The following is a 23,280-nucleotide window of genomic DNA, read 5'->3' on the forward strand; positions in this document are numbered from 1 at the left end:
AGCTGCCGCGCGAACCGTCGACGCGGTCTGCGCCGCAATCAGCCGCGCACTCGATGCCTTCACCTCCGAGGAATGCGCCAACTACCTCAAAAATTCAGGCTATCGAACTTAATGCCATCACGCTTTATTGTTTGAAAGGGTGCTCAACCTCGTGCACCAGCTCGTGCCGAACGCTGCGATCTGCTTCAACACCAATCCGGGCGACACGGCCGAGGCCGTGCAGCGCTGGACCGCGCCGTGACGGCGAGTCCCGCATCAGGTCAGTCGGCGTAGCCGGCATCCGGCGTGCGTCGCTGCGGAGATGACACCAAAACAGGCCGAAACTGCCCGTACTCGTCTTCTGGTGGATATCGGTTCCAGATTCAACCGTTTACCAATCGTTAGGCAATGCTCGCATAGATGGCATCGGAACCATTTCTGCAACTAAAAAGTACCAGCGCGATACGCTGGGAGCATGCCCTGTGAATGTACCCGCCCTTCTGATCGCCGCCAGCATTGGTGTCGCATTTCTCGCCGCCGAATATGTCTGGTACTACCAGCCCCAATTGATCAATTCGGACCTCGTCCTCAATTTCTTCTCGATCGATCACATGAAAGCCCGTGCAGCGGTTCGGCGCGTGCTGACCGATCCGGCTTCGGCGCAATTCAGCACATTGCGCTCGGTCGAAGCGGACGCGTCGCGATATGTCTGCGGCGCAGTCAAGGCAAGGGACAAGTCCGGCGAGGCCGCTGAAGCAGCATTCGTCTACGCCGTGGCCATCGATTTTGCCCGCATCGACGACAAGGATGGCCGGATCACGCAGCAGCCCACCGTGTTCAAGTCCTGCCCGGACGAGGAAACAGTCGCGCAACAAGACATGGCGATACCTGCCGGCGTCTTGTCGATGGCAAAGACCGCGCAGAAGGTCGTTCCCAATGTGGGTCTCCGGTCGGCGTCGACGTTGACAAAGCTTGCGCCCTCGGCAGCACAGGGCTCGTCCGGCGGCACGATGGAGCAGCAGCTCCGACAGTTTGTGGGACAGACGACAAATGGCGTGTCCGTCCAGGAGGAAGCACAAAGTAACGGACAGCAGGGTGCAGGCGAGGGAGCTCGCTCCAATGGATCCGCGTGGCGGGTCGATCAGCCGCCGGCCGCTTGGCCGACATTCCCGCCTGATCATCCGCTCTCCAAGTTGACGCGGAAGCGAACGCCGGCCGAGGTTCTTGCCTTGGCGAGAGATGTCGAGGAGCGCTGGGAGAAATCGCGGTCGTCCGGAAACGCGAGGATGCGGCCATCATCAGAGGACATCCAGGAGGCGTGCCGCGCGCTCCTCACCATCGATCCCAAGGATAAGGAATATCCGAAGGCGTGGGCGGCCTTCGTGCGGCTGCGAAAGGTCGAGCGGGACATGATCGGTTGACGGGTACGTCGCGGCGCCGCATCGCGTCGTGACGACAGGCGGGTGCCGCCCGGCCACATAGGCCCGTCGCAGCGGCACGACCGTTGCTGCCCGATCTCAAAGACCCTGGCGACACCGCATGGCGTCTCGCGCCTGAAGCGCCGCGATTGTTCTGGCCCGAATCCGCCGCCGCCGATATGAATGGCCGCGTCACACTGGAGGATTGAGATGTTTCGAGGACTTGGGATGGCAGGACTTGGGATGGCCTGCCTGGGGGTTGCGATTCTCGCCCCGATACATGAGGTTGCGGCGCAGGACGCCATTGGCGGCGCGATCGTCGGCGGCGTCGGCGGTGCCATTCTCGGTGGCGCGATTGGCGGCAGCCGCGGGGCCGCGGTCGGGGCCATCGTCGGCGCCGGCACGGGCGCGGCCATCGCCGCGGAAGGCGAGCGCCGCCGCTCCGGCTATTACGCCTATCAGCGCGGCTGCTACATGCAGCGCCCCGACGGCGCCTATGTGCGGGTCGATCGGCGGTATTGCTACTGAGCGTCACGAACGAACGGTCGCGCGATTTGAAGCCGGCGTCCGGTGACGCCGGCTTCAACATTTGCTTCGCCAGGGCGCTACGCCCCCACCTTCGCCAGAACGTCCGCGCGCAGAAAACGCTCGATGAACAGCATGAACAGCACGGACGGCACCAGAAGGATCAGTGCCGTGATCGAGGCGACCTGGTAGTTTCCGCCCATCGCCGCATTGTAGAGCAGAAGCGGCAGCGTCGTGACCTGCGGAACGCCGACGAAGAACGTACCGGTGAACTCGTCCAGTGATTCCAGGAAGACGAAGATGCCGCTGGCGATCACACCGGGCGCGGCCAGGGGAAGCGTCACCGTGAAGAAGGTGCGCAGCGGCGAGGCGCCGATGTTGCGGGCCGCGAGCTCGAGATCCCTGTCGACTGCCGCGAAAGCCGCGGCCGCGATCCACACGGAATAGACCAGGCCGTGGGCGGCGTGGACCAGCACGACGCCCAGCACCGTGCCGTTGATGCCGAGACGATAGAAGATCCGCGCCACGTTGATGTAGATCGCCACCGAGGGAAAGGCCTGGGGCAGCAGGAAGACGATCATGAACAACGCGCGCATCGGCAGCTTCAGGCGTGCGAGCGCGTAGCCGGCCGGAACGGAGAGCGCGAGTGCGACGACGACGGTCAACACCGCAATCGAGACCGAGGTTGCGAGCGAGGCCATGGCGTCGCCGGTTGGGCGGAAGACCTGCTCCCAATAACGGGTGCCGTAGGTGACCGGCAGCTTGTAGGGCGTGTACCACCGCTCGGCCACCGACCACAGCGCCAGATTGGCGAGCGGACCGATCAGCGCAAAGGCGAAGGCCGCAAGAACAGTGCCCGCCAGCGCGGCGCGCAGCAAGGATACGACGTGGCTCATGGCGCGCCCTCCTTCGCCATGCCGTGCCGGAGATAGAGGATCGCGGCACCGGCGCTGATCAGGTAGGTGATGACGCCGAGCGCATTTGCCGTGGCATAGTCGCCATAGGCGTTGATGCGGAACGCCATGTCGACGGTCAGCATGGTCGGTTGCGAACCGGCCACCATCATCGGCACGGAGAGCACCGAGAGCATCGTCACGAAGGACAGGACGAGCGCGACGAGCAGCGTCGGCATCACCTGCGGCAGCGCCAGCTCGATCAGAACCCTGAGCCGCGAAGCGCCGAGATTGCGCCCGGCCTCGAGGGTCGCGCGGTCGAGCGAGGCCAGCGCGCCGGCGAGCAGCAGGGCGACGAACGGGGTCTGCTTCCACACGAAGGTGATGATGATCCCGCGCCAGTCGAGATAGCTCACCGCCTGCAACGGCTCCAGCAGGCCGAGCGAGACGAAGGTGTTGTTCATCAGCCCGTTCTTGGCGAGGAAGGTGCGCATGCACTGCGCGGCCACGATGAAGGGAATGAACAGGGGCCAGCGGTAGAGGGTGCGGAGCGTTCCGACGACCCAGGGGGCCTCGCCGAGCGTCAGCGTGCCGGCGATGGCGACCGCCGCCATCGCCGTCAGCGCGCAGGAGGTCACCACGATGACGATCGTGAAGAGGATGTCGCCGGAATAGAGCTCGAAGGCCTTGCCGAAGGCCTGCAAGGAGAACCCGCCGTCGGGACCGGTAAAGGCCGAGAGGAGAGAGAAGCAGAGCGGGTAGAGGAACAGCGCCGCGACGAGAGCGAGGCCGGGCGCGATCAGCAGCAAGGCGAGCTGGCGCTGGGACAGGCTCATGATATGGCGCGGCGTTCCGAAGCTTTCCGCAAAGCGCGCCCCTCAGTTCGCGACCTTCTTCTCGTAGCCCTCGAGAATGTCGTTGAAATAGGGCGCGATCGGGAAGGGCTTCGCGTTCTTGGACAGGTCCGCCGGGGTGATGTCGGTGAAGAGCTTGTCCCACGCCGCCTTGTCGAGCTTGCCTTCGAGATTCCTGGCGTCGATGCCCGGATACCAGTTGAACTTCTTGACGATGCCCTCCGCCTGGACCTGCGGGCTGGTGGCGAGCGCGATGAACTCCTCCGCGAGCTTCCGCTGCGCCGCCTTTTCCGGCACGGCGTAGTACATCGGCTGGCCGGGCATGCCGGGCGAGGCGAGCTTGAGCTTCATGTTGGGCGGCAGCTTGCCGTCAGCCTGCCAGGAATAGAACATGTCGACCCAGACCGGGCCCATCGCGATCTCGCCGCGGTTGAGCATGTCGAGCGTGCCGGCATTGCCGGGCGTGATGACGATGTTCTTGTTGAAGTCCTTCAGCTCGCTGAAGGCTGTGTCCCACTTGGCCTTCTCGGCCGGGTCATACGGCCCCTCGATCAGCTTGCCGGCATCGCCGCCGAAGGCGTAGATCCAGCCGGCGACGAAAGCCACGCCGGACATGCCGCCCTTGATGCCATTATAGCCGAATTGCTTCGGGTTCTTTTTCACCCACTCCTTCAGCTCGGTGAAGTTGTCGGGCGGGTTCTTGAGCATGTCGGCATTGTAGGCGAGTGCCGTCTGCGACTGGAACATCGGGATGACGTAGCCCGAGACGTCGGCGCCGAGCGAGTTCTTGGCGGTCTCGGTGGACACCAGTTTCGCGGTGTCGACCTTGTCGGTGTATTTGGCCAGCAGCCCCTCCTTCACCATCGTCCCGGCGGCCTTCTGGTGGATCACCACCACGTCGAAATCGGTGGTCGCTGCGCTTTTCTGGGCGTCGAGCTTCTCAAATATCTTCTGCGAGCCGGCATCGCCCGGACCGGTGCCGACGGAGACGACCTTCACGCCGGGATGGCTCTTCTCGAACATCGGGCCGAGATAGTCCTTGACGTAGTCGACCATGTTCTGGTCGCCGGCCGAGGCGACATTGAGGGTCTGTGCGGCGAGAGGCGACGCTGACAGCAGCGCCACGAGGGAGCAGGCTAAGTTGAGAATGCGCATGGGTCTGGCTCCTGGTCAGGCGGCGGTGGCGGCTTCGGCCGCGGGAAAGATGTGAAGGCGTCGTAACGGGATGCGCAGGCCGACGGCGGCGCCCGGTTCAACGCGAGCTGCGTCGTCGACCGTGATCTGCCGTCCGGCCGCCTCGACGCGATAGCGATAAAGGCCGCCGGGATAGCTGCGCGCGACGATGCGCCCGGGCACGAGGAGGTCGCCCTGCGGCGTCGCGTCGGGCGCATCGAGGCTTGCCACGTCGTCGCGGAAATAGGCCAGGGCCGCGCCCGTCGGCAGCGTCGCTGCGTTGTACGCGAGCCGGGCGACCGCGGGGCCGGCACTGACCGTCGTCCCGTCCTCGTTGCGCGCGATGTGCACGGGCAGGACGTTTTCTGCACCCATGAAATTAGCGATAAAGGCGCTCGCCGGCCGATCGTAGACCTCTTCCGGTGTGCCGACCTGGGCGATCCGGCCTGCCTGCATGATGACGAGCCGGTCCGCCATGGTCATGGCTTCCTCGCGATCATGCGTGACATGGATGGCCGTGACGCCGAGCCGCTGCTGGATCGCGCGGATCTCGTGGCGCATTGTCATCCGGATCTTGGCGTCGAGATTGGACAGCGGCTCGTCGAGCAGCAGGATGCGGGGGTCGATCGCGAGCGCCCGGCCGAGCGCGACGCGCTGCCGCTGGCCGCCCGACAGCGCCGTGACCTTCCGCTGCTCGTAGCCGGCAAGGCCCAGCGTCGTGAGCAGCGAAGCCACCTTGGCGGCGATCTCGGCTTTGGGGGTGCCTTGCAGCTTCAGCCCGTAGCCGATGTTCTGCAGCACGGTCATATGCGGCCACAGCGCGTAGGACTGGAACACCATCGCCATGCCACGCTTCTCCGGTGGCAGCAGGGCGACGTCGCGGTCACCGACCACGATCGAGCCGGAGTGCACCGGTACGAAGCCGCACAATGAGCGCAGCAGGGTGGTCTTGCCGCAGCCGGAAGAGCCAAGGAGAGCAGTGAAGGTGCCGGGGGCAAAGTCGAGGCTGACGCCGTGCAGGACTGGCGTTCCGCCATAGGCGACATGCAGGTCGCGCACCTGGATAGCCGCGCCGGCGCAGGGCACGCCATGCGTTTCCGCCTGCACTACTCGTTCCCTCCACGCCGATGTCATTCTGCCAGAATGGAATTGTCCTTCCATTCCGCGACCGGCTTGGAATAAACGTAGCGATCCGTAGCGTGCTGATGCAACAGATTTGTGAAACCATGCCTGCCGACGAGCAATTGACCTGGCTGATGCCAAACAGCAACCACGAAGCCTTGCCGGCGTGGTTGACCCCTGATCTTGCGGAGCGCCTCGGCAATCCGGTGGCCATCGAGGTTGCTGAACGATGACGCCGGCTGAGCTCGCAACGCGGCGCTATGCCGTCCAGGGCCTTGTCGCCGAGGCCGGGCGCCTGGCGCTGGACTATTTCGGCCGGCAGGAAAGCCTCGGCGTCACCATGAAGGGCGCTCAGGACTGGCTGACGGTTGCCGATGGAGCCGTGGAGGATTTCCTCAGGCAGCGACTGGCCGTGCTCTTCCCGACTGACACTGTGATCGGCGAGGAGGGCGGCGGCGCAGCAAGCGATGCGGTCTGGATCATCGATCCGATCGATGGCACCATGAATTTCGCCCATGGCGACCGCAACTGGTGCATCTCGATCGGCTTCCTGCACAATCGCGTCCCCACCATCGGAATCGTGGCCGCACCGGCACTGGACGAGCTCTATGTCGCCCAGCGCGGACAGGGCGCAACGCTGAACGGGCGGCCGATCCGCGTCTCGGCCACCGAGGACCTCAAGCGCGCCTATGTCGAGCTCGGCTGGTCGCCCCGCGTTCCCTTCGAGCGCTACCTCGCCGTTCTCGAGCGCGGCTACGCCGCAGGCTGCGCGGTGAAGCGCTCCGGCTCGGGCGCGCTCGGGCTCTGCCATGTCGCCAATGCGCGCACCGACGCCTATCTCGAGCTGCACATCAATGCATGGGACGTCGCAGCGGGCATCGTCATCGCCGGCGAGGCGGGCGCATCAATCAATGATTTCTTCGCTGGCGACGGCATCAGCAAAGGAAATCCGATTCTCTGCTCCACGCCCGCCCTTGCTCCGCAGCTCCGCGAAATCGTGGGTATCTCGTAGCTAGAGGCCCTCAGGGCTCTTTGTCCGGCTTCTCCGGCATGATCTGGAGCAGCGGCTGCGGTCCGATCGAGATCTGGCCGGCGAAGGGCCGGTCGTGCGCGGCGATCAGGAGCACGGATGCCGAAACGCCGGTGGCGAACAGGCCCATCGCGATTGCCGCCGCGAGGCGGTTGTCGCAATGGACGAGGCCGATCACCGCAAGCGCGCACGTCGCCTGCGACGGCCATAAACGGCAAGATTACCACGAGTGATGCCAGGGACAGGGATCGCTTGATCGTGCCTCACAGTGACCATCACGCCTGATCACTCCTTTGGATGCATGACAATGCACCTTATTCTTTCATCCCATGCATCGAGCTCGTCTAAGGGATAGAGCACGGCCTTACCAATTTTTACAAAGGACGGGCCAAGACGCATCGCGCGCCAATTTCGAAAAGTCCCAACCAAGATACCGCCGCGGTAGCGCTCAGCGGCCTCTTCCGGCGTAAGAAATTTGCTGTCTGCCATTACGGCCTCCTTCGGCAGCACAATCGTAGCTGTGTAGTTGCCTTTTCAGGTTGATCATCGCGGCAGGTCGTCGAAGGTCGATTGGATCTCGTTCTAGGACGCACGAGCCCGCCGCCTCACGCTTCTGCACGGACATACATGCTGCGCAATACGCGGTCGTGAAAAACGTCGCAGGCCGGTGTCGTAGAAACGGCGGCGGTAGGGGGCACAAAAGCGGGCTGGCCGTGGTGTTTCGAGTCGTGCAGCCACGTGCCGGATTGGCGTTGTGCGATCGATCAGAACTCGCGATTGGCGACAAGTTTGTGAAGCCCGGGAGGCGAGGAAAAGGTGCAACGCCTTCAAGATCCACCGTAGCGATAGATGACAATCCGAGTCCGACCGCACCGGGTCTTCGAATTGCCCTACGCTAAAGCCTTTCGACCCATTCGCTGGCCCCTCACTTCGGCAGCGCCCGGCATTCCGTCTTGGCTTTGTCGTTCGCACCCACCGAAAAGCGTGCTGTAGCCGACATCCTTCGAATCCAACGAACTCGAAAAAGTAACGCTATCGGCGTCGAAAAATCTATTGCATTACGATCGTAATTATATATTATGACCGTAATGGCATGATGGGCCTCTGCGTCGAATCCCAAATGCCGTGTCACAGCTCTTTCTGCGAGGAATCCATGACCGAGACGGCAGTTCGGAAGGCAATTGTTACCGGCGCTTCAGCGGGGATAGGGGCGGTTTACGCTCGAAAGTTGGCCGAGCGCGGATATGACCTGATAGCGGTAGCTCGCAATGCTGAGCGGCTTGAGGCGAATGCGAGCCGGATCAGAGAGGAAACCGGCAGAGCGGTGGAGGTCGTTGTGGCCGATCTCGCCAAATCATCTGAGCTTTTGAAGCTCGCCGCGCGCATTGGTGAGGATGCGACCATCGCATTGTTGGTCAATAACGCCGGAATTTCGACGCAAGGCGGTGCGCTGCAGGGCGGTCTGGCGGACGCCGAGGCGCTGATCGCCGTCAACATTACCGCCCCGACACTCCTCTCGATCGCGGCCGCCAAAGCTTTTGAGGAGCGGAGAGGCGGCGCTGTCGTCAACATCAGTTCCGTTACAGCTTTCGCCCCTGAAATGTTTGACGGCGCCTATAGCGGCTCGAAAAATTACCTCATCAACCTTACCGTCTCTCTCGCCGGCAAGGTCAAGGACGCCGGCGTGCGCTTCCAAGCAGTTCTGCCCGGCCCGACCGATACGGACATGTGGGCGCGTGGCCAGGTGCCGGAGAGCGTCATCCCACGGTCGATGATCATGAGCCCTGAAGATCTCGTCGAGGCGGCGCTTGTCGGTCTCGACCGGGGCGAGATTCTTACGCTGCCGACCGTGGCAGATGAAAGCTTGTGGACTGCTTACGAGGCTTCACGTCGGGCTCTCAGGTCCTCGTTGGCGGCTGGTGAGCCTGCGCAGCGCTATCGTCAACCCGCCGAATGAGCCTGAAACGGCACGCGTCGTTTGTCGGGCGCGAGAAGTTCTAGCGCGTCTCGGCAGGCCGGCGACGGTGATCTGTTCTTCCTGCCGGCTCACCATGCGGCTCAATCCGGATCAAGCCCGTGGTCGGCGATTCGTAGGAAGCGGCACACCTTACCAGAGAAATATCAGAACTCAGGGCGGCCGTAACCGCGAGATGAGTCACGAACACTTGCGCTCACGCGATTCCTAGCGCGTTGAAGGAGATTGGAATGAAGAACGCGGCCGCTTCGCTATCGGACACTGCTGCAAATCCTGCTGATGCGGAAATTCCGGGCAGAGCGGCCGAGCATAGCCGTCAGGCCGCCAAGCTCCGGGCACGCGAGGCCATGCTGCATGGCCCGATCTTCAAGACGATGATGCGGCTGGCGCTTCCGACGATCGGCGTCCTCATCGCGCAGACTCTCGTGAACGTCGCCGAGACCTTCTACGTCTCGCGTCTGGGCACCGAAGCCCTAGTCGGCGTCGCCCTCGTGTTTCCCGTCTGGATGCTCATGACCATGATGGCCGCCGGCGGGATCGGCGGCGGCGTCGCCTCGGCTGTGGCGCGCGCGGCCGGCGCCGGCCGCCATGGGGACGCGAGCGCGCTTGTCCTTCATACACTCGTGATATCCGTCGCCTTCGGGCTCTTGTTCTCAATCCTCGCTATCGGGTTTGGTGGCCCTCTCTACGAAGCCTTGGGCGGAACTGGCGAAGCCCTGCACTCAGCTCTTATCTATTCGAATTTTATCTTCCTTGCCGCAGTACCGATCTGGGTCGTCAATCTGCTGTCCGCTGTGCTCCGCGGGATAGGCAATGTGCGGGTTCCTGCACTAGTGACGCTTGTCGGCGCGGCTGTGCTTGTCCCTCTCTCGCCGCTGTTCATCTTCGGGCTCGGGCCCTTCCACGGCTTCGGCGTCGCCGGCGCCGGCATAGCCGTCACGCTCTTCTACTGCGGCGCCGCTGTTGTGATGCTGCGCTACATGGCGAGCGGACGATCGGGGCTACGCCTCTCGTTCGCTCGGCTTCGCTGGCCGTTGTTCCACGATATTCTCAGGGTTGGCCTGCTTGCCGCGCTCAACACCATTCAGTTGAACCTGATGGTCCTGCTCGTGACCGCCGCAGTCGGCCGGTTCGGCGTCGATGCGATCGGAGGCTACGGCACGGCCTCGCGGCTCGACTACGTGCTCATCCCCATCTTATTCGGCCTCGGGACGGCGATCCTCACCATGGTCGGCACCAACGTTGGCGCGGGCGACCTCGAGCGGGCGAAAAAAATTGCTTGGTTCGGGACGGCCGTCAGCGTGGCTTTCACGGAGTCGGTGGGCTTCCTGGTCGCGCTCTTTCCTTGGCTGTGGATCGATTTGTTTTCACATGACGGCGCCGTGCTCGAAACAGGCTCCCTGTATTTCCGGATCGTCGCACCCGCCTATGCCGCCAATGGGATCATCTTCGCGCTGAGCTTCGCGGCACAGGGCGCTGGCCGCATGGGGTGGGTCTTCATTGCCGGCGCGGTCCGGCTCGTAATCGCGGCGGGCGGCGGTTGGCTCGCCGTCGCTGCCTTCGGTGTGCCTGAGGCGGGGCTGTTCGCGCTTATCGCGCTCGCCCTGGTCGCCGCCGCGGTAATTTGCGCCGCTGCGGCGATGTCTGGCGCCATGTGGCCGCCCTCGAACGAAAACGCGGGCGCGCCGGCGAAACCGTCGTGACTGCCGTTCCACTCAACCCGAGCATCCAAGGAAAACACAATGACACAGTACATCCCTGCCACTTGGCGGATCGGCGAGGCGACCGTGACGCGGATCGAGGAGCTTCTGGGGCCGGCTTTCCGACCGCATGAGCTGCTCGCGACCTTCGATCCAACCGTCCTCGAAGAGCACCTACATTGGATGGCACCGAACTACTACGTCTCGGCGACCGATCAATTCATCATGTCAGTGCATTCCTGGCTGATCCGCACACCGCGCCACAATATTCTCGTAGATACTTGTTGCGGCAACGCCAAGCAAAGGCCGGGCTCGCCCCATTTCCATCAGCTTGATATCCCGTACCTCGACCGGCTGAGATGCGCTGGCGTGGAGCCCGAGGATATCGACTATGTCCTTTGCACACACCTTCACGTCGATCATGTTGGCTGGAATACGCGCCTGCTCGACGGCCGCTGGGTGCCGACCTTCCCGAACGCGAAATATGTCTTCTCGCGCAACGAACTGAACTTCTGGAACCCCGCGAACAATCCTCATCTGCCCGAGGAGCCACGCGATGTCTTCGCCGACTCGGTTCTGCCGGTGATCGCCGCAAAGCAAGATCAGGTCGTCAGCATGACCGACCAGCTTGGCGACAACCTCCTTATCGAGCCGGCGCCGGGGCACTCGCCCGGTCAGATCATACTTCGGCTGCTGGGCGGGGAGGATGAGGGACTCTTCACCGGCGACGTGATGCATAACCCGATCCAGGTCTATCAGCCTACATGGAGCAGCCGGTTCTGCATGGACCCTGCGCAGGCCGTGCAATCGCGCCTGCGGGTGCTTGGTCACTGCGCGGAGCACAACAGCCTCTTGTTCCCGGCACACTTCGGCGTCCCTCACGCCGGACGCATCCATAGCCATACGAACGGCTTTTCCTTTGCGCCCGAAGACGCGCGCGAGGCCACGCATCAGTGAAGGGGAGGCCTGCCGCATGGCGCAAGAAGCCGCAGCGCCTCTGTGCCCGATATCATCGGTCACCACCCTGCTCTTTGCCTTCCTGAGTGGCGTTGGCGCGGCTGCACTGCTGACGCCGCTGGTCGCCGCGAACACCGTTTGGCCCATGACCGTAGCACCGCTCGCGCTCGCGGCCTCCACATCGTCAAAAGGATGAACCAATGATCGAAAGCTTCTCCGACACCTATGAGGAGGCGCGTCGCAAATTCGTCGCCGGAGCAACTCAGGCAGGTGGTGCTCTTGAGCGGATCGAAAATCCTGAGCGTGGCCCCGATGGTGGCACACTTTCGACCGACTTTGCGCGGTTCGGCCCGGCCTCGGCGGAGAAACTCTTCGTGATGATTTCCGGCACGCATGGCGTGGAGGGCTTCTACGGCTCGGGCGTACAGGTAGAGTGGTTGGCGCGAGGCGGTGCGAGCAGCCTGCCGAAGGACACGGCCGCATTACTGATTCATGCGATCAATCCCTACGGCTTCGCGTGGCAGCGCCGCGTCGACGAAAACAATGTCGATCTCAACCGCAACTGGCTGGATTTCTCGCGGCCCTTGCCGGTGAACGAAGGTTACGCCGAACTCGCCGACGCTTTGTGCCCGGCAGACTGGTCGCCGGAAACGCAACGCTCCACAGGCGCGGACATTGGCGCGTGGGTCGCGCGGAACGGCATGGCCGCACTACAGCAAGCGGTCACCGGTGGTCAGTGGCATTATCCGCGCGGTATCTTCTATGGCGGAAGCGAACCCGTCTGGGCGCGTCGAGCGCTGACCGACATCCTCAGGCGTCAAGCGAAGGAGGCCGGTCGCGTTCTGCTGCTTGATTTTCATACCGGCCTTGGCGCCTATGGCTTTGCAGAGCTGATCATCCATCGTCGACTGGACGATCCAGCGTTCACCAGAACGCAGGCATGGATCGGCAAGGGCTCCACCTCTTATCTTGGAGGCAATTCGGTGGCTTCTGAAATCTCCGGTGATGGTTTCAGCGCGATCCCTAGACTATTGCCGCACGCAACCGTGGACGCCGTAACGCTGGAGTGCGGAATCCGCGCGATTGACGAGGTTGGCACAGCACTTCGTGCAGATGCTTGGTTGCATCGCTTCGGCGATCCGTTGTCGCCGCAGGGACGCGCGATCAAATCCCAGATCAGGGCCTCGTTCGACGACCCTAGCGCAGAATGGCGCGGCATGGCAGCAGGACAGGCCCTTGCTGCCATTCGTGCTGCGGTCGGCGAATTGAGCCAGAGCTGAAGCGTGCGGACCACGCCAGCGCTCCACCGAGAAGAGATTGCCTGAAACCTAAGGCGGCAGTGTCGTGCCCACCCACGTGAAAAGCGCGGCAAATCTATTCGAATTATGGGCATAATTATATATTATGAACATAATCAGGTGAGGTGCGATTTTCCCTGGTGTCCCTGAACGGGCGGGTCGCAATCAATGGAGGAATTATGACCGACACGTTCACCATCACACACTCACCGGCCACAACGTGCCCCACGGGCAGGTGAAATCCGGTCTCCCTCGATCGTGTCTCGCAGGGCGGCCTGCCGATCGGCATCGAACTGGATGCGCCCCTACAGAGTGATCGGGCACTGCTCGACCTCGCGCGCCGGATCGAGAGCGCTTGGCCTGGCCAGTTCAATTGAAGGGAAGATAGGGAAGAGAACATGCGTTTCGAGAAGGGACATAAGGCGGAGACACGGCGGCACATTCTGAGCGTGGCGTCCAAACGTTTTCGCCAAGAGGGAATCTCGGCGACAGGAATCGCCGGGATCATGGGGGAAGCCGGTCTGACCAATGGTGCGTTCTATCCCCACTTCGAATCCAAGGAGGAACTTGTTCGCGAGGCGGTGTCGTCCGCGATCAGCGAGCGGCAACATCGCGTTGAAGACATTCTGCGGGCGGGCGGCGGGCTTGAGGACATCGTTCGGACCTATCTGAGCCGTGAGCATCTCAAAACGCCATCATGCGGCTGCCCGTCGGCTGCTCTGTTGCCGGAAGTCGCGCGTGAACCGATGGCGACCCGGCAAGTCTATGAGGAGGGAATACAAAGCTATCTATCGGTCGTTTCCGCACTCCTGCCGAAGGCCGACCCTGCCGTCGCCGCTCGTCGCGCGACGGCGATCTTTGCGCTGATGGCAGGCACTCTTCAATACGCGCGCACCGTGACGGACGCCGCAGTAGCAGATCAGATTTTGGAAAGTGGTGTCGAGGCAGCACTGGTGCTCGCTCGAGCGCCGTAAAGTTTCGCGGCACAGCTCCAGTCCGAGAGGAGATGGTCTCAGCGGTCTGGATCATCGATCCGATCGATGGCACCATGAACTTCGTCCATGGTGACCGCAACTGGTGCATCTCGATCGGCTTCCTGCACAATCGCGTCCCCACCATCGGAATCGTGGCCGCGCCGGCACTGGACGAGCTCTATGTCGCCCAGCGCGGACAGGGCGCAACGCTGAACGGGCGGCCGATCCGCGTCTCGGCCACCGAGGACCTCAAGCGCGCCTATGTCGAGCTCGGCTGGTCGCCCCGCGTTCCCTTCGAGCGCTACCTCGCTGTCCTCGAGCGCGGCTACGCCGCAGGCTGCGCGGTGAAGCGCTCCGGCTCGGGCGCGCTCGGGCTCTGCCATGTCGCCAATGCGCGCACCGACGCCTATCTCGAGCTGCACATCAATGCATGGGACGTCGCAGCGGGCATCGTCATCGCCGGCGAGGCGGGCGCATCAATCAATGATTTCTTCGCTGGCGACGGCATCAGCAAAGGAAATCCGATTCTCTGCTCCACGCCCGCCCTTGCTCCGCAGCTCCGCGAAATCGTGGGTATCTCGTAGCTGGAGGCCCTCAGGGCTCTTTGTCCGGCTTCTCCGGCATGATCTGAAGCAGCGGCTGCGGTCCGATCGAGATCTGGCCGGCGAAGGGCCGGTCGTGCGCGGCGATCAGGAGCACGGATGCCGAAACGCCGGTGGCGAATAGGCCCATCGCGATTGCCGCCGCGAGGCGGTTGTCGCAATGGACGAGGCCGATCACCGCAAGCGCGCACGTCGCCTGCAAGTACAGGCACCACCATTTGACGGCATTCACCGCGGCAAGGCTGATGATGATGCGCTGCCGCCGCGCATCCAGCGCCTGCTCCAGCGCGTTGATGAGCTCGCGCTGCACGGTCGCCTGGCCGGTGCCCTGCGGCGTCATCGCGACGACGAGCTGCAACGCCTCGGCAAGCGCCGACGGCGTCGCTTTCAGGGAGACCTCCCGCTGCGCCATCATTGGCCACTCCACGGTGGCGGCCTGCGCGACATAGTCGCGCACCAGCCCCCGCAGACGGGCCCCCTGCTCCGCCGGAAGGCCGGCGGCGAGCAGCTCGACGCTCCTCAGGGCGCTGGCCTCGCGGCTCACCGCAGCGCTGGCGCGATCGCTGTCACCCCACACCTGCGCCGCGGTGAAGGCGACGAACAGGCCGAAAATGATGCCGAGCACCGGCAGCATGCCCGGCGAGATCGTCTTGAGCGATTTCTGCCGGGCATCCGTCGCGAACGTCATGACGGCGGCGAACACGGCCGCGGCAAGAAAATAGGTGAAGCCGAAAATCACCAGCGCCATCCACGGCACCGGCAGGGTGTGCAGCCAGTCGCTCATTTCATCTCGTCAATTGCTCGGGAGCTCTTCAGATCAGCCGCAAGCCGCGTAGACTCGCATGCCCGCCTTTGCCTACGATGATATGGTCATGCACCGCAATCCCCAGCGGCTTTGCGATCTCGATGATCGCCTTGGTCATCTGAATGTCGGCCTGCGACGGCGAGGGATCGCCGGAGGGATGGTTGTGCACCAGGATCAGCGCGGTCGCGGAAAGCTCGAGCGCGCGCTTGATCACCTCGCGCGGATAGACCGGGGTGTGGTCGACGGTGCCGGTCTGCTGCACTTCATCCGCGATGAGCTGGTTGCGCTTGTCGAGAAATAGCAGCCGAAACTGCTCCTTGTCGGCGAATGCCATGCTGGAACGGCAATAGTCGATCACCTCATTCCAGGACGACAGCGCATTGCGGCTCTTGACCTCGCCCCTGGTGACGCGGCTTGCGGCTGCCGCGATCAGCTTGAGCTGGTTGATGGTGGAGTCGCCCACGCCCTCGACCTCGCGCAGCCGCGCCACCGGCGCGTGGATGACCTCGGCGAACGAGCCGAAGGTCTTGATCAGCGTCTTGGCCAGCGGCTTGGTGTCGCGCCGCGGCAGCGCCGGAAACAGCGCCATCTCCAGCAGCTCATAATCGCTCAGCGCATCCGCGCCGGCGCTGTAGAAACGCTCACGCAGCCGCTCGCGATGGCCGAGATAGTGCGGCGGCTCTAATGGTTCAGGCTTTGGATCGCTGGATTTGGGGTCGCTGGGTCTGGCGGGCATTGCGCGCCAGCATTGCCGCGGACCATCGTTTTTGCAACCGCCAATTGCGATCGCGTTCAGCGGCTCGGCTTCAGTCCCGGCACCAGCGCCGCAAGCCGGTCCTTGATCTGCCGGCCGAACGTCGGCCCGCCTGATGGCGGTGGCCCCGGCGGAGGTCCGCCACGCGTGCCGGGTGGAGGCGGCGGCGGGCCGGCGCGACCCACCGTCGCGTTGACGCGGCGGTCGACGCCGAGCGTCAAGCTCGCCACGTAGCGGTCACGCTCCTCCTTCACCGCGCTAAAGGCGCGATGCTCTGGGTCGGAGTGCTCGATCACCATGTCGTTGGCGTTGATGATCGTGCGTTGCCGCGCGCGATCCTTGTAGGCGGGAACGTTGGTGTAGATGAATTCGTTCAGCGCGTCGGGCAGGTAGGTCTGCCCGGTCAGCACATTCCTCTCATCGAGGAAAACCTTGAAATGGATGTGCGTGGTGCGGCCGTCATACCAGCCCGGATAGATCGTGTTGAACGTGACCCAGCCGAATTCGTCGGTCAACTGGGTGCCCCGCAAAAATGTCTTGCCGGTCGCATCCACGTTGTGGCTATCGCTCTGGCCCGGAAACGCCGAATAGAGACCTTGCGCGTCGCAATGCCAGATATCGACCCGCGCGCCCCTGATGGCGGTGCAGGGCCCCGCCTCGATCACGCGCAGCCGCAGCGTCAGGGGAATGCCTTGCCTGCCCTCGGTGATGTCTGTCCGCACGAGCTTTGGATCGGAATAGAACGGCCCTTCCTCGGCCTGCGGCGTCAGGATGCAAGCGGGCTCATCCGAGACCGCTGCGGGCTCGGATGCCGCCCGCGCCGAGGTTTGCAGCAGGCCCGCGGCGGTCGCCGATACAAATCCGAGAAAACCGCGACGCGTCGACGTGCTCACTTTGTCTCTCCTGTCCATCTGACCAGAGATTGTCATCGGCGAACGGAATGGCAAGATCGGGCTTTGAAGATGGCGACAATCAGCCCGGAGGTTTCCGGCTGTTTCGCGGCGGCGCGCCGCGTGCAGGAAGCCAAGCGCCTGATCGACCAGGCCGACATGAATTTGGCGGAGATTGCGTTCGCGGAGCAAGCCGTCGCCTGATGTCGTCGTTGCGGTCGCGCAGGCCGGTCACCGACCCATACACCTTTCGGTTGATGTCATGCTCCCCGGATACCGTTATCATCTGCTGGATGATGGAGCTGCCGCACGATGGTTGACGTGGATCTGGTATCCCACCTGATCGGGGACATCTACGATGCTGCCCTCGACTCGGCGTTGTGGACCGACGTCCTCGAGCAGGCGTGTCAGTTCGTCGGCGGATCGGCTGCCTCGCTCTATTCCAAGGACGTCGTCGTGCGGAAGGGGGCGGCGCGATACAACTGGAACATGCCGGCAGAATCGCTCGCCGCGTACTTCGACGACTATGTGCGGTTCGATCCCGTCACCGTCAGCCAGTTCTTCTTCGAGGTCGGGGACATCTACAGCATCGCCGATCTCATGCCCTACGAGGAATTCGTCGCCACGCCAGTCTACCAGCAATGGGCGAAACCCAACGGCTGGGTCGATCATCTTGCCGCGACGCTGGACAAATCGGCCAACGGCTTCGCACTCTTCGGCGTGTTTCGAAACGAAAGTCAGGGGCTGGTCGACGACGGCATGCGCCATCGGATGCGGCTGCTGGTCCCCCATATGCGTCGCGCCGTGCTGATCGGCAACGTGATCGACGTTCACAAGGCCGGATCGTCAGCGCTGTCGGACGCCTTCGATGCCATCGATTCCGGCGTCTTTCTCGTCGATCGCTTCGGCCGGATTGTGTTTGTCAACGATGCCGGCCAGGCGCTGCTCGGCAACGGAACGGTTCTGACCCGCCCGCAGAACGTTCTGACCGCCGTCGATCCGCTCGCGGCGCGCACCCTGCGGGATGTCATGGCCGCTGCGAGCGACGGCGACAGCGCGATCGGCGCCGGTGGGATCGCGGTGCCGCTGTTGAAGCAACCCGGCCATAACTGGTTTGCCCACGTGCTGCCGCTCACCTCGGGCGCACGTCTCCAGAAGGGCAGGGTTCATTCGGCGGTGGCAGCTGTCTTCGTCCGCAAGGCGTCGGCCTACGCCCCGCCGCCGATCGAAACGGTCGCCAAGCTCTACAAGCTGTCACCCGGCGAGGTTCGTGTTCTTCAGGCCATGCTGAACGTCAGTGGCGTGTCGAAAATCGCCGCGGCGCTCGGGCTCGCTGAAGCCACGGTCAAAACCCACCTGCAGCATCTGTTCGCCAAGACCGGCGTGCGCCGCCAGACCGATCTGATCAAGCTGGTCGCGGCGCATGCGGACCCGTTTCGCTCCTGAATCGTGAGGGCTCGCCGGAGCTGTTCAACGGCGAGCTCGCCGCATCGGCAAGCGTTCGAGCCGGAGGCCGAAATCAGCCGATCTGCTTCTCGCCGTGCCGCGCCGACAGCGTGAAGATCTCGACGCCCGTTGCGGTGACGCCGACGGAGTGCTCGAACTGCGCGGACAGCGAGCGGTCGCGGGTCACCGCGGTCCAGCCGTCGGACAGGATCTTCACGTGTGGCTTGCCGAGATTGATCATCGGCTCGATGGTGAAGAACATGCCGGGCTTGAGCTGCACGCCCTCGCCGGGCCGGCCAATATGGATGATGTTCGGCTCGTCGTGGAACATGCGGCCCAGGCCATGGCCGCAGAAGTCGCGCACCACGCTCATGCCCTGCGGCTCGACGAAGCTCTGGATGGCGTGGCCGATGTCGCCGGTGGTGGCGCCGGGCTTCACGGCGGCGATGCCGCGCATCATCGCCTCATAGGTCACTTCGATCAGCCGCTCGGCCTTCCGCGCGATCGGGCCGATCGCATACATCCGGCTCGAGTCGCCATACCAGCCGTCGACGATGAAGGTGACGTCGATGTTGACGATGTCGCCTTCCTTCAGCGGCCGGTCGCCGGGCATGCCGTGGCAGACCACATGGTTGAGCGAGGTGCAGGTCGAGTAGCGATAGCCGCGATACATCAGCGTCGCGGGATAGGCGCCATGGCTGAACGCGAACTCGCGGACGAACTCGTCGATGCGCGAGGTCGGCACGCCCGGGCCGACGATGTCAGTCAGCTCGTCGAGACACTTGGCGACCAGCGCGCCTGCCTTGCGCATGCCGACAAACGCGTTCGGGCCATGCAGCTTGATCTGTCCGGTCTTGCGCAAGGAAGTATCGGTGGCTTCGACGTAGCTCATGGAAGGTAATCTTTGCGGCGGAAGCGTTTGATTTCTGGCCCTAATTTAATGATCGCGGGCCTTCATGCAAGTCAAGCTTGGCCGCCTTGCGGCCAAAAGCTGCCTCAACTCGGGACTTCTACGGTGGTTTCGACCGGCAGAGCGCCGCCGCGGACGCGGATTTCGCGCACGGGGTAGGGAACCCGGACGCCCTCGCGCTTGAAGGCGTCCCACAGCGCCAGCATCACGTCGCTCTTGACGTTGTCCATGCCGTCGGGGTCCGCGATCCAGAAGGTCAGCGAGAACTTCATCCCGGCTTCCGCGAACTCGGTCAGGATGCAGTTCGGCGGCTTGCCTTTCTGCGCGCGCGGATGGGCGGCAGCGGTTTCGGCGGCGAGCCTGCAGACGAGCCGTGGATCAGCGTCGTAATTGGTGCCGAAGGCGATCTTCACCAGCGTATTCTTGTCGGTATAGGTCCAGTTGACGACCTTCTGCGTCACCAGATCCTCGTTCGGCACCAGGAACTCGCGGCCGTCGCCGGCGGCGACGGAAATGTAGCGTGTCTTCATCGCGCTGATCCGCCCGGTATTGTCGCCGATGGTGACGAGGTCGCCGGGCTTCACCGACTTGTCCGCGAGCAGGATGATGCCGGAGATGAAGTTCGCGACGATCTTCTGGAGGCCGATACCGATACCGACGCCGACCGCGCCGGAGAACACCGCGAGCGCCGAGAGGTTGATGCCGACCGCGTCGAGCGCGATGATGACCGCCACCGTCAAGAGCCCGATGCGGATGATCTTGATCAGGAGCACCTGCACCGACGGGGTGAGGTCGGCTGTCGAGTTGATCCGGCTCTCGGCGAAATTGCTGGCGATGTTGGTGAGCCAGAGTGCGATGATCAGGAGCGCGCCGGCCTTGATCAGCAAAAGCGGCGTCAGCCGTAATCCGCCGAGCACGATCCCGAAGGAATCGAGCAGATCGACGGTTGCATCGAGTTGCCCGATGATGGAGAGGGCCGCGACGAACCATGCCGTGATCGACACCAGACTGACGATGAAGGCGTTGCGCAGCACCGAAGTGAGGAGACGGATGACGAGCCAGGCGAGGCCGAGCTTGGCGGCGACCATCAGGAGATAGCTGCGGCTCGGCCAGGTCGCGTGGTACATCACTATGCGTTCGACGATGACGATGAAAGTGAAGACCGCCGTGGAGGTGCTGCCGACCAGCACGCGGATGAAGTGCCGAAGCGGCAGCGGCCAGCGCATCGCCAGCGAGGTCATGTCGATGCGGTTGCGAATGGCGGCCTGGGAGGCATAGGCGATCCCGGCCGCCGCCAGCACCAGGCCGAATTGCAGGTAGAACCAGGGCGAGGCGATCTCGGCGCCGACGCTGCGCGCCGTCGTCTGCAAGAACTCCATGAGGTCTTTGAGGTCCATGTCTCTTTGAGCTCTGTGTCTATCGCGAGGGTTCGTTGGAGGCAGATCGGGAGGATTTGATTCGAGGCAGCGGCAGAATCCCACAAAGGGCGCGGCCGGGCCATCGATACACCGGCAGTTGATGCGAGTTAAGGCCGTAAAATGCGGGCAGATTGCCGCGAGCGGCAGAAATGGGTTGGCGGGCAAGTGTGGCGACGATAAGGATGGTTTTACAATGATTTCCTCTCCCACGTGACGACGGATGGCGTCTCTCGACTCGGTCAGCATCGCGATCCTGCTCGGCGCCGTCCTGGTGATGGCGGGCATCCTGTCGAGCCTGCTTGCATTGCGCTTCGGCGCGCCCCTGCTGCTGGTCTTTCTCGCCATCGGCATGCTGGCCGGCGATTCCGGCCCCGGGCAGTTGCAGTTCGACGACGTGCGGACGACCTATCTGGTCGGCTCGGTGGCGCTGGCGCTGATTCTGTTCGACGGCGGCCTGCGCACGCGCTTCCAGAGCATCCGCACGGTGCTGGCCCCATCCGTGGTGCTCGCGACCGTGGGCGTGCTGCTGACCGCGCTGATCACGGCGCCGTTCGCAAAATACGCGCTGGATCTCAACTGGGCCGAGTCGCTGCTGGTCGGCGCCGTGGTCGCCTCGACCGATGCGGCTGCGGTGTTCCTGCTGGTGCATACGCAGGGCCTGCGGCTGCGTCCGCGCGTCGGCGCGACGCTGGAGGCGGAATCCGGCACCAACGATCCCTTCGCGATCTTCCTCACCCTGATGCTGGTCGAATACATCTCGCTGGGGTCGAGTTCGCCGGGCCACGTCATCATGGAGTTCATCCAGGAGGCCGTGCTCGGCGCGATCGTTGGCGTGATCGGCGGCCGGCTGGTGGTGATCGCGCTCAATCAGGTGGCGCTGCCGCAAGGGCTGCACGCGCCGTTCGTGACGACGGCAGCGCTCGTCATCTTCGGCGGCTCGCAGATCATGCATGCCTCGGGGTTCCTCGCGGTCTATCTCGCCGGCATCATCATCGGCAACAGGCCGACCCGCGCGCATAATTCGGTGGTGACGTTCCTGGACGCCGCGACCTGGCTCGCGCAGATCGTGATGTTCGTGCTGCTCGGCCTGCTCGTCTCGCCGCAGCGGCTCGGCTCCAGCGCCGTGCCGGCGATCGGCGTCGCGCTGGTCCTGATGCTGGTCGCGCGTCCCCTCGCGGTGTTCCTGTGCCTTGCGCCATTCCGCTTCAACTGGCGCGAAAAGGTGTTCATCGCCTGGACCGGCCTGCGCGGTGCCGTTGCGATCTTCCTGGCCTCGATCCCGATGCTGGTCGGGCTGTCGAAGGCCTATCTCTATTTCGACGTCGCCTTCGTGGTCGTCATCATCTCGCTGCTCTTGCAAGGCTGGACGCTGGCGCCTGCGGCGCGCAAGCTGCATGTCGCACTGCCACGCAGCGAGCGCGGCCCGCGCCGCGTGGAATTGGACCTGCCCGGGCAACTCGAGCAGCAGCTCGTCGGCTATGCCGTGCGGCCCAAGAGCCTGTATTTCCGCCGCGGCCTGATCCCGTCCTGGTCGAAGCCGACGCTGGTTATCCGCAACGAGAACATCCTGACGCCGACGGAGGCCGACCCGATCGCGCCCGGCGACTACATCTATCTGCTGGCGCCGCCGGAAAAGGCCGAATCGCTCGACCGCTTCTTCGTCGACATGCAGCCGAGCACCGCGCCCGACCCGCATTTGCTCGGCGACTTCATGGTCTCCGGCGAGCATACGCTGGCCGAGCTCGCCGAGATCTATGGCGTCAAGGTGAGTGAGGACGAGGGCAAGCTGACGCTCGCCGATTATTTCGACATCCATCTCGACCGGGCGCCGAAGGAAGGCGCCGAGCTCGCGCTCGACGAGATCGTGCTGGTCGCACGCAGCATCTCCGGCGGCCGCGTCAACGTGGTCGGCCTGCGCCTGCCGGAGGATGAGGAGAAGCCAGAGCCGCAGACGCGGATGAAGGCGCTGCGCCGCAAGCTCGCGGATTTGTGGATTTCGGTGGCGGGGGTTTAGCCGCCCACCTGCGCACGATGCTGCGTGATGCCTCTCCGGTGTCGTCCTGGCTTTCGCCAGGACGACGATGACGATGGAGAGCGCGGCAGCGGAACTGTTATCCCGCGTTCTGCCGAACATTCGCGCACCGCATCGTGATCGGAACCCGGAACACTCGCTTGTGTCCCTTGTTAGCCGCGTAACAAATCAATAGGAGCGGTTCCATGCGAAAGTTCATCATCCCGATCGTCACGGTCCTTGCGCTCGGCGCATCGGCGCCTGCCATGGCCTATGATTCCGGCGACCAGGTCTCGATGGAGACCGCGCTCGGCATCGCTACCGATATCGGCATCAGGACCGTCTCGCACACCCAGTTCCTCGGCGACGAATGGCAGATCGAAGGCCGCGATCGCGCCGGCCGCTGGATGGAAGTCTATGTCGACGCCAACACCGGCGACGTGCGGAATGTCGAGAGAGGGTGGTAGATAGCTCCGATGTCACTGTGCTCGCGACAGCGTGGTGACATCGCGTCATCCTCAACTGTCGTCCCGGGGCGCGCGAAGC

At 63.7% G+C, this 23,280-nt stretch carries 24 protein-coding genes and 2 pseudogenes; 15 read left to right on the forward strand and 11 right to left on the reverse strand.

Features of this window, described 5'->3' with window-relative positions:
* The first annotated feature begins 461 nt into the window (after window positions 1-461).
* Both ACV1FX_RS34870 and ACV1FX_RS34875 read left to right on the forward strand, forming a co-directional pair.
* The gene (locus ACV1FX_RS34870; protein ID WP_473122071.1) at window positions 462-1,400 is read left to right on the forward strand and encodes a hypothetical protein; all 939 of its coding nucleotides are present in this window, start codon (window positions 462-464) and stop codon (window positions 1,398-1,400) included.
* Between the two features lie 207 nt (window positions 1,401-1,607).
* The gene (locus tag ACV1FX_RS34875; protein WP_473122072.1) at window positions 1,608-1,925 is read left to right on the forward strand and encodes a glycine zipper domain-containing protein; all 318 of its coding nucleotides are present in this window, start codon (window positions 1,608-1,610) and stop codon (window positions 1,923-1,925) included.
* A gap of 77 nt (window positions 1,926-2,002) precedes the next feature.
* Here ACV1FX_RS34875 and ACV1FX_RS34880 read toward each other — a convergent pair whose 3' ends face one another.
* From ACV1FX_RS34880 to ACV1FX_RS34895, 4 genes are read right to left on the reverse strand one after another with little or no spacing between them, the layout of a single operon-like run.
* Window positions 2,003-2,818 carry an ABC transporter permease gene (locus tag ACV1FX_RS34880; RefSeq protein WP_473122073.1) on the reverse strand — a complete coding sequence of 272 codons (816 nt, stop codon included), beginning with the start codon at window positions 2,816-2,818 and terminating at the stop codon, window positions 2,003-2,005.
* The gene (locus ACV1FX_RS34885; protein ID WP_473122136.1) at window positions 2,815-3,645 is read right to left on the reverse strand and encodes an ABC transporter permease; all 831 of its coding nucleotides are present in this window, start codon (window positions 3,643-3,645) and stop codon (window positions 2,815-2,817) included. The genes ACV1FX_RS34880 and ACV1FX_RS34885 overlap by 4 nt, the downstream gene beginning before the upstream one ends.
* Before the next feature lie 48 nt (window positions 3,646-3,693).
* On the reverse strand, window positions 3,694-4,824 hold the full coding sequence (locus ACV1FX_RS34890) for an ABC transporter substrate-binding protein (protein ID WP_473122074.1): 1,131 nt from the start codon (window positions 4,822-4,824) through the stop codon (window positions 3,694-3,696).
* Window positions 4,825-4,839: 15 nt separating this feature from the next.
* Window positions 4,840-5,949: an ABC transporter ATP-binding protein gene (locus ACV1FX_RS34895; RefSeq protein WP_473122075.1), complete on the reverse strand. Its 1,110-nt coding sequence runs from the start codon at window positions 5,947-5,949 to the stop codon at window positions 4,840-4,842.
* A gap of 92 nt (window positions 5,950-6,041) precedes the next feature.
* Between ACV1FX_RS34895 and ACV1FX_RS34900 the strand changes: the two genes are divergently transcribed.
* Together ACV1FX_RS34900 and ACV1FX_RS34905 are read left to right on the forward strand one after the other, a co-directional pair.
* Window positions 6,042-6,197, forward strand: a complete 156-nt coding sequence (locus ACV1FX_RS34900) for a hypothetical protein (RefSeq protein ID WP_473122076.1) — start codon at window positions 6,042-6,044, stop codon at window positions 6,195-6,197.
* A complete protein-coding gene (locus ACV1FX_RS34905; RefSeq protein ID WP_473122077.1) occupies window positions 6,194-6,976 on the forward strand; it encodes an inositol monophosphatase family protein in 783 nt (260 codons plus the stop codon). The genes ACV1FX_RS34900 and ACV1FX_RS34905 overlap by 4 nt, the downstream gene beginning before the upstream one ends.
* A 10-nt stretch (window positions 6,977-6,986) precedes the next feature.
* Here ACV1FX_RS34905 and ACV1FX_RS34910 read toward each other — a convergent pair.
* Window positions 6,987-7,178 (reverse strand): annotated as a pseudogene (locus tag ACV1FX_RS34910) (bestrophin-like domain); the annotation flags it as partial.
* Between the two features lie 36 nt (window positions 7,179-7,214).
* Window positions 7,215-7,483: pseudogene (locus ACV1FX_RS34915) on the reverse strand (helix-turn-helix domain-containing protein).
* Between the two features lie 664 nt (window positions 7,484-8,147).
* Here ACV1FX_RS34915 and ACV1FX_RS34920 point away from each other — a divergent pair.
* The 7 genes from ACV1FX_RS34920 to ACV1FX_RS34950 all read left to right on the forward strand — a co-directional run bounded on the left by ACV1FX_RS34920 (window position 8,148) and on the right by ACV1FX_RS34950 (window position 14,482).
* Window positions 8,148-8,951: an SDR family NAD(P)-dependent oxidoreductase gene (locus ACV1FX_RS34920; RefSeq protein ID WP_473122078.1), complete on the forward strand. Its 804-nt coding sequence runs from the start codon at window positions 8,148-8,150 to the stop codon at window positions 8,949-8,951.
* Between the two features lie 392 nt (window positions 8,952-9,343).
* The gene (locus ACV1FX_RS34925) at window positions 9,344-10,672 is read left to right on the forward strand and encodes an MATE family efflux transporter (protein ID WP_473122079.1); all 1,329 of its coding nucleotides are present in this window, start codon (window positions 9,344-9,346) and stop codon (window positions 10,670-10,672) included.
* Between the two features lie 84 nt (window positions 10,673-10,756).
* Window positions 10,757-11,626, forward strand: coding sequence for an MBL fold metallo-hydrolase (locus ACV1FX_RS34930; protein WP_473122080.1), 870 nt, complete (start codon window positions 10,757-10,759; stop codon window positions 11,624-11,626).
* Between the two features lie 16 nt (window positions 11,627-11,642).
* A complete protein-coding gene (locus ACV1FX_RS34935; protein ID WP_473122081.1) occupies window positions 11,643-11,822 on the forward strand; it encodes a hypothetical protein in 180 nt (59 codons plus the stop codon).
* 4 nt (window positions 11,823-11,826) lie between these two features.
* Window positions 11,827-12,906, forward strand: a complete 1,080-nt coding sequence (locus tag ACV1FX_RS34940) for a M14 family metallopeptidase (protein ID WP_473122082.1) — start codon at window positions 11,827-11,829, stop codon at window positions 12,904-12,906.
* A gap of 416 nt (window positions 12,907-13,322) precedes the next feature.
* Complete coding sequence (locus tag ACV1FX_RS34945) at window positions 13,323-13,898, forward strand: TetR/AcrR family transcriptional regulator (protein ID WP_473122083.1); 576 nt, start codon at window positions 13,323-13,325, stop codon at window positions 13,896-13,898.
* Between the two features lie 32 nt (window positions 13,899-13,930).
* Window positions 13,931-14,482, forward strand: coding sequence for an inositol monophosphatase family protein (locus ACV1FX_RS34950; protein ID WP_473122084.1), 552 nt, complete (start codon window positions 13,931-13,933; stop codon window positions 14,480-14,482).
* Window positions 14,483-14,492: 10 nt separating this feature from the next.
* Here the strand turns inward: ACV1FX_RS34950 and ACV1FX_RS34955 are convergent, their stop codons facing one another.
* Genes ACV1FX_RS34955 through ACV1FX_RS34965 form a run of 3 tightly spaced genes read right to left on the reverse strand, consistent with a single transcriptional unit; the run spans window position 14,493 to window position 16,952 of the window.
* Window positions 14,493-15,284, reverse strand: a complete 792-nt coding sequence (locus ACV1FX_RS34955) for a bestrophin-like domain (protein ID WP_473122085.1) — start codon at window positions 15,282-15,284, stop codon at window positions 14,493-14,495.
* A 28-nt stretch (window positions 15,285-15,312) separates the two neighbouring features.
* Window positions 15,313-16,041 (reverse strand): RadC family protein, encoded by a 729-nt coding sequence (gene radC / locus ACV1FX_RS34960; RefSeq protein ID WP_473122086.1) that lies wholly within the window; start codon window positions 16,039-16,041, stop codon window positions 15,313-15,315.
* Between the two features lie 56 nt (window positions 16,042-16,097).
* Window positions 16,098-16,952 carry an intradiol ring-cleavage dioxygenase gene (locus tag ACV1FX_RS34965; protein ID WP_473122087.1) on the reverse strand — a complete coding sequence of 285 codons (855 nt, stop codon included), beginning with the start codon at window positions 16,950-16,952 and terminating at the stop codon, window positions 16,098-16,100.
* Between the two features lie 69 nt (window positions 16,953-17,021).
* On the opposite strand from ACV1FX_RS34965, the gene ACV1FX_RS34970 reads away from it, so the two are divergent.
* Both ACV1FX_RS34970 and ACV1FX_RS34975 read left to right on the forward strand, forming a co-directional pair.
* Window positions 17,022-17,153, forward strand: a complete 132-nt coding sequence (locus tag ACV1FX_RS34970; RefSeq protein WP_473122088.1) for a hypothetical protein — start codon at window positions 17,022-17,024, stop codon at window positions 17,151-17,153.
* Between the two features lie 108 nt (window positions 17,154-17,261).
* Window positions 17,262-18,395: a helix-turn-helix transcriptional regulator gene (locus tag ACV1FX_RS34975; RefSeq protein ID WP_473122089.1), complete on the forward strand. Its 1,134-nt coding sequence runs from the start codon at window positions 17,262-17,264 to the stop codon at window positions 18,393-18,395.
* 73 nt (window positions 18,396-18,468) lie between these two features.
* On the opposite strand, the gene map is transcribed toward ACV1FX_RS34975, so the two are convergent.
* Window positions 18,469-19,287, reverse strand: coding sequence for a type I methionyl aminopeptidase (gene map / locus ACV1FX_RS34980; protein WP_473122090.1), 819 nt, complete (start codon window positions 19,285-19,287; stop codon window positions 18,469-18,471).
* Between the two features lie 104 nt (window positions 19,288-19,391).
* Window positions 19,392-20,702 (reverse strand): mechanosensitive ion channel family protein, encoded by a 1,311-nt coding sequence (locus ACV1FX_RS34985; RefSeq protein ID WP_473122091.1) that lies wholly within the window; start codon window positions 20,700-20,702, stop codon window positions 19,392-19,394.
* 241 nt (window positions 20,703-20,943) lie between these two features.
* Here ACV1FX_RS34985 and ACV1FX_RS34990 point away from each other — a divergent pair, with 241 nt between their 5' ends.
* Window positions 20,944-22,737, forward strand: a complete 1,794-nt coding sequence (locus ACV1FX_RS34990) for a potassium/proton antiporter (protein WP_473122092.1) — start codon at window positions 20,944-20,946, stop codon at window positions 22,735-22,737.
* A 203-nt stretch (window positions 22,738-22,940) separates the two neighbouring features.
* Window positions 22,941-23,201 (forward strand): PepSY domain-containing protein, encoded by a 261-nt coding sequence (locus ACV1FX_RS34995; RefSeq protein WP_473122093.1) that lies wholly within the window; start codon window positions 22,941-22,943, stop codon window positions 23,199-23,201.
* Window positions 23,202-23,280: the final 79 nt, after the last annotated feature.

It is taken from the genome of Bradyrhizobium ingae (assembly GCF_055791185.1).